This window comes from Anaerophilus nitritigenes, from assembly GCF_004138215.1.
In the GTDB taxonomy this organism is placed as follows: domain Bacteria; phylum Bacillota; class Clostridia; order Peptostreptococcales; family Thermotaleaceae; genus Anaerophilus; species Anaerophilus nitritogenes.
In genome coordinates this window covers 1-5,937 of sequence record NZ_RYYS01000079.1, presented here as the reverse complement: position 1 = coordinate 5,937, position 5,937 = coordinate 1, and the positions used below count along the sequence as shown (strand labels likewise).

The 5,937-nt window shown below is 28.0% G+C and carries 6 protein-coding genes; 1 reads left to right on the top strand and 5 read right to left on the bottom strand.

Features of this window, described 5'->3' with window-relative positions; genetic code table 11:
- Positions 1-275 precede the first annotated feature (275 nt).
- Complete coding sequence (locus EK368_RS12215; protein WP_129600106.1) at positions 276-1,466, top strand: hypothetical protein; 1,191 nt, start codon at positions 276-278, stop codon at positions 1,464-1,466.
- A gap of 194 nt (positions 1,467-1,660) precedes the next feature.
- Here EK368_RS12215 and EK368_RS12210 read toward each other — a convergent pair whose 3' ends face one another.
- From EK368_RS12210 to EK368_RS14965, 5 genes are all read right to left on the bottom strand, one after another.
- Entirely contained in the window at positions 1,661-2,557 is an 897-nt protein-coding gene (locus EK368_RS12210) for a transposase (RefSeq protein WP_129600104.1), read from the bottom strand.
- Positions 2,558-2,852: 295 nt separating this feature from the next.
- On the bottom strand, positions 2,853-3,401 hold the full coding sequence (locus EK368_RS12205; protein WP_129600102.1) for a DUF6144 family protein: 549 nt from the start codon (positions 3,399-3,401) through the stop codon (positions 2,853-2,855).
- A 93-nt stretch (positions 3,402-3,494) separates the two neighbouring features.
- The gene (locus EK368_RS12200; RefSeq protein WP_129600100.1) at positions 3,495-4,331 is read right to left on the bottom strand and encodes an AraC family transcriptional regulator; all 837 of its coding nucleotides are present in this window, start codon (positions 4,329-4,331) and stop codon (positions 3,495-3,497) included.
- Positions 4,332-4,769: 438 nt separating this feature from the next.
- On the bottom strand, positions 4,770-5,603 hold the full coding sequence (locus EK368_RS12195; RefSeq protein ID WP_129600098.1) for a class I SAM-dependent methyltransferase: 834 nt from the start codon (positions 5,601-5,603) through the stop codon (positions 4,770-4,772).
- Positions 5,604-5,657: 54 nt separating this feature from the next.
- A complete protein-coding gene (locus EK368_RS14965) occupies positions 5,658-5,816 on the bottom strand; it encodes a hypothetical protein (RefSeq protein WP_165000444.1) in 159 nt (52 codons plus the stop codon).
- Positions 5,817-5,937 lie beyond the last annotated feature (121 nt).

Sequence of the window (5,937 nt, the reverse complement as noted above, 5' to 3'; positions counted from 1 at the left end):
AACAGAAATAATGGCTAACATTAACCAGAGAAACCCATCAAAGCTACGCTTCTTGAAAAGTGAGCGATATTTAAGTAAATACTGTTGTAAAGTTTTAATAAATGAATCTTTGGATATACTAATCATATCAGATGCCTCCTAGGGTATTGTTCTTCATAAAATTAGTATTCCTAGGATTTAGGTATCTGATTTTGTTATCTTATGGAAATTAATATTCGATTACTTGTAAAGTGGTGTTATAATGATTATAACATATTTAAAATTGGAGGCATCCTATGAAAAAATATACCATGTTAGTGATTACAATTACAATGATTTTACTAACATCAATAAGCTATATGTATAATCATTATTATACTGAAATACCAACAATAATACTTCCAAGCCCTCATATAAATTCATCAAGATTTGGAGAAATCAAAGAAATGCTTTGGCTAGATAACTTTGTAAGTGAAGATACATCACTACTCATTTTATCAAGCCAAGAAAAACAAGGAATTGATTACTCTTCTTTATTTTATTTAAATATTAATGATGGACAGTCAATACTATTATCGGAATTTCCATCCCATAAAAATTTAGATCATGTAATTCTATTTGATAATACTTTTTCCAGCAGAAATATTATTACTCCTTATAAGGCTGGCATTGTGAAAACCACCCTGCATAAAAATAACGATAAAGATTTGATAGTTAGTAGTGATATGATTGCAATAGAAGGTTTTGAAAATGCAAATAGTATAGATTATAAAGGTCAGCTTTTCTTTTCAAAGTCCACCGATAAACTCCTTCACAGAAAAGATTTTTATACTGGATCTTTTTTCAGTACGTTTAACACCACTTCAGCACCTAGCTATACAACCTTTTACAGAAACCCCTATTACATCGTTAATGCTAATTTGCTTGATAGGGTATTGACCTATACCTCTGTTAATAAAAACAATGTGTACTTATATAGCATGTCTTTTGACGGAACACCGATAACAAAATTTAATCTTCCTCTTATCAAAAACGTTATTACTGCTAAAGCCATCGAGGATGGTTATGGTTTTATTGGAATGAATGCTTCAGATGAAGAAGAATTATTAAATATCTTTATGGTTAGAAGGTCTATAAACCGTACTAAAGATTTGGATATACTAGATATGATTCCATTTCATACTGATATTTTCGGAGGGGTTCCCTCTATAGATTCCATTACCTATAATGAAGATTACACTTTAGTATATACCTATTATGACGAAAATCATAAGGGGAGATTAAAGATTAGTCGCTATAACCAAGAACCTAAAGTAATTATAGAAGATGAAAATATATTTGGTCCTGTTAGAATTGCTAGAAAAATGCTTAATGATGAAAGAATTGAATTGATATTATACTTTACTTCTGATAATAATGGCATCAAAATAAAAATCTGTGATGTGGAGGGAAATCTAGTTAAGGATATTACTAATATGATAATGTAGCCTAGCACTCTTTCATAATCATATACCTTATTACATGCATCTACTATATCATATCATAGGGACGGTTAATTGTTTTTATCCTTTATTCAATAAAAAAATCCCTTATCGCTCGATAAAAGACTACTTTAATCAATACTATTTTATTTTTGCGCACTTAAAATAACCCCTTCATCCTATCTAATATTTATTTTATCTTAAGCACTTTTTAAAAACTCATCTAACAATCCTCTTTCTTTAAAAACCATTTCCATTCCTATCATAGATAAGCTTGACACTCGTGTTTGAGTAATGTTTCCAATTAATTTACATATATTTTTTTGACTCATATCACAATAACAGCTCATCAAAAAGCAGCTAATAGCTCTTAATTTTACATATTGCCGTTTATACTTTATATGTACTCTATTTTTCTCTACATTTAAATGCCTAGCTACTATTTCGATAACTTGTTCTCCTGCATAATGCCTTGGAATAATTCTTCTTTCACTTTTGTATACATTTTCAACTTTTTCAAATTCTACATCAATAGGCGTATCTTCACTTTTGCATTTTTTTACAAATTCAATATAAGCTTTCTTATTTTTCTTATTCCTTAAATTAAGTAATTCACTTAAAAAAGAAATATCTAATATTTCAAAGCTATTACTTCCTAGTATATAATCATTCAGACTAGAAAACGGATATCTTTCTACATGCTCTTTGTAATTAGGTAAATCTTTAGGATTATTATGAATATAAGCGGACAAAATGATAAAATATTTCTCATCTTTTATCATTTTGCTTTTAAATCGATCTTGAAATAAATGTCCATGTCTTTTATATTTTCTGTTAAAATATTGAGCATAGCAAAAATTAATACTATGCATAATTTTAGATATATCTGCTCCATTGCAATCTATAATTAGATGTCCATGATTATCCATTAAACAATAAGCATATACCTTAAATTGAAGCTTTCTTTGATATTTTTGAATCAACTTGAAATATTTGATTTTATCTAAATCCTCTAAAAATAAATTTACTTCACTTATGCTACGAAACATAATATGATAAATTCCTTCTTTACTTTTTACTCTGGCTACTCTAGGCATAAAAAACTACTCCTTTTTTCTTTTAGAAGTAGTTTTTGTATTTTTTTATTTATTATTCTTAACATTTAACCGTCCCTAGTTGTAGTTGTAGTTGTAACCTAGTTGTAGTTGCGTCTCTTGCGTTCCTAGTTGCTAGTTCCCTATATAAAAACCAAATAGCAAGAGAATTAGACGTTGATGCTCGTACTGTTACTAAATATATAAATGCCTACACTAAGCCCACTACAAGAAATAGTTCATCCAAAATCGATATATTTTATCCAATATCCAATATCGCTAAAACAAAATAAAAGTTCTATTTCCATATAATTCCTTGTGGAATTATTTTCATAAGACATCTTTCATCACCCATTTTTATACTTTTTAATAACTCAACATCAACTTTACACTGAAAGGCTTTTTCAAATAGCACTTTACTATACCCAGTAGTACATTGACACCATGCATCAGAATCTAGCCTATCTACATCTGCAAGCATTGGACATGGACAAAAATTAAATTGTAAATAAAGATCTCCATTTTCATAAAATAATCCTGCATCTTTTGCTTTCTGCAAATTTGCAAGCTCCTCTAAACTTGATGATAATTCCATTAGTTCTTTCACTAATTCTAACTTCTCATCCATTCCATATCCACACTGGCACTTCATTCTAATCTTCTTAGTAGTTGACTTATCAAGTTTGCTTTCTAATCTCTTCATTGTAGAATTTACCCATATAGCATTACCCTCTGATTTACCACTTTCCTCTTTTCCATATACAACTTCCCTTGCCATATCTTCATTGCTCTCATTTTTTACAGCTTCATAAATAACATGCTCTTGGATTTTCCTTATATCAAACATAAAATCCCCCTTTTTCTAACTTTATCTAGTGATAGCTTTATCACTATTTTCATAATAAATGAAAACTTACTTTTTTACTTCTGAATTCTTGCTCTATTTAATAGCAATACATAAATCCATAGCAACATGATTATTTTTTCTATCAATATTGTGGTAAATACCTAATCCATATCTTTCATCCCTTTTATATCCACTACGTGGAAGCCAAATATTAAAAAATCCCTGGAATGTCACAAAAATATCATGTATATATCCATTAAATCGATAAACTGCAAATTTTCTACCTTTTATCGTTGTAACATTTTCTAACTCTACATCTTCACCAACAGTGATGCATAAATCATATATACATTTGTCTAATTGGGTAATAGATGGATCATCATAGGATTTTTCAATCAAAAGTGTATCTGGTTTAATATAGGCTTTGTACCGTTCCATAAAACTATACCAATTAATTCCTATATCACTGTAATTCCCAATATATCTTTCATAGATTACTTTAAAATCAGCTAGATTTTGTATAATAATCTTTTCATCATAATATTCAAAAGACTTAAAAGTATTATATTCACTAGGATAAAATGGATTAACAACAGATGTTGAATTCACAGCTTTTCTAAATTTCACTGGACAAATACTATACTGCTTGCTAAAGGCTGAACTATAATTGGAAGAACTGTATCCATAATCAACGCCATTATCAGTAATAGTTTTATCTTTTTCAATCTTAAGACTTACTGCACTTTGATCCATTTTTATACGTTTGATAAAAGCATAAATACTTACTCCTGTTTCTTCTTTAAACTTTCTGCTAAAATGATATTTTGAAAAATTACAGTGATTAGCAACATCTTCAATAGAAATGTCCTCATCCATATGCTGTAAAATATACTCAATACTTTTATTTATCAAAAGATTTTTAATTATCATTTTAACCCCACTCCCCTAAATACTTTTTACATAGCTACTAATGATTTCATTTTTCTAAGAATTTTATTACCATTTATAAAAAAATATTACGGAAAATGATAACTTTCGATAATAACATTGATAATAGAAAATACAAGCTTCTTTAAACATCATTTTCATATTTATTTTATACTTAAAATAATTCTTACCTCTTTAATTATAATATATTTTGTAAATACATTATTACTTGTGATATGTCATTTTTACTTATAGAAGTAGTCTTAACCAAACACTATCAACGGTTAAGACTGCTTTTTACATTTATTTATGGTACGGTTCACCGTACCTCTTTAACTGCGGTTTTTATATCCTCCATGTTTATTAGTTGTTAACTACCCCCAACTTTTCTTATCAATATAAACACCTCCTAAATATTAATAATTATTTAATATATCTATTCTATTTTTCAACTACAATACACATCGTTTTAGATTCTTCAAAATATGGTTTGCCTGTCACATCTGAATATATCTCAATCTTATTAAAGCCTGCTTTTTTAATTTCTTTAATAATCGTGTCCTTCGTATATACTTTAAACCAATTTCTAATTATATCCACTTTTCCGTCTTTGTCAATTATTGTGAATTGGTCTAATCTCACATCTCTTTCATAAATAAAATGCGATTCAAAACATATATGTCTTTCAGACTTCCAAAAACCACTCCCCTCACTTAAATACCATGTATTATTCTCTTTCTTATTTTCAAATTCCTTTAAAGTAAAAACATCAAATATAAATCTCCCTCCTACCTTCATCGAATCGTAGATTTTTTTCAATAAAATCTCTCTATGCTCATCTGATAATACTACAAAGTCACAATATATTAATGTCACAAGCTGGAATTCATTATTATAATTAATTTCAAGATAATTTTTATAAATGTAGTTTATATCTTGGTTTCTTTCACACGCTTTATCCATAGCATAATTAATTGACCTCTTTGAAAAATCAATGCCAGTAATTTTGTACCCTTTTTTAAATAGTCGTTCAGCATACAAACCAGGGCCACAGCCTAAATCTAAGAGCTTTTTATAGTTTGATGATGGTGCTATTTCAGTAATCCACTCTACTGATTTGTCTATAAAATCATGACATCTACTAGATGCTTCTAATTGTGGATCTAAATGAGCTTCCAGCAACCCCTTAGAAATATGTTCATCATCCCAAAATTTACAGGTATTCTGTGCATATAGTTTTGGTTTTTTTAGATATTTGAATAATTCCTTTAACATAATCTCTCACTTACCTTTCATTGAATAATATTTTTTTATTTAAAGTTCTTATATTTAAATTAATTTTAAGTCTGTAATTACACTTCTTACTATTTCATAATGCCAAGAATACAAATCTTTAGTCTTAATGGAAAGTAGTTTCTCTTTGTTCAATATGATTCTATCCTCATGAATTTTATCATTAATAGATATAGTTACATATGGTCTAGACATTATCTTCTTCCTCCTTCTTTATTTTTATATAACAATATGATTATGTGAAAATTGAAATAAAAAAGGTTCTATAATAAATGTTGGGGTGAATAACTCCAACATTTAATTTTTTGCAAAAAAA